We start from the raw sequence: 266 nt of genomic DNA on the forward strand, positions 1-266 counted from the left end.
TGAACACGTAATTCATTACGAAGTTTAATTCTTTGAGCATCAAACTTTTAAATTGAAGAGTTTGATCATGGCTCAGATTGAACGCTGGCGGCAGGCCTAACACATGCAAGTCGAACGGTAACAGGAAACAGCTTGCTGTTTCGCTGACGAGTGGCGGACGGGTGAGTAATGTCTGGGAAACTGCCTGATGGAGGGGGATAACTACTGGAAACGGTAGCTAATACCGCATAACGTCGCAAGACCAAAGAGGGGGACCTTCGGGCCTC

1 rRNA gene is annotated in these 266 nt (G+C 48.1%); it reads left to right on the forward strand.

Annotation, left to right across the window (positions count from 1 at the left end):
* Nucleotides 1–49: 49 nt before the first annotated feature.
* Nucleotides 50–266 (forward strand): 16S ribosomal RNA (locus E0D98_RS26530); the annotation flags it as partial.

Source organism: Escherichia sp. KCJ4928 (assembly GCF_004352695.1).
Taxonomy (GTDB): Bacteria; Pseudomonadota; Gammaproteobacteria; order Enterobacterales; family Enterobacteriaceae; genus ECMA0423.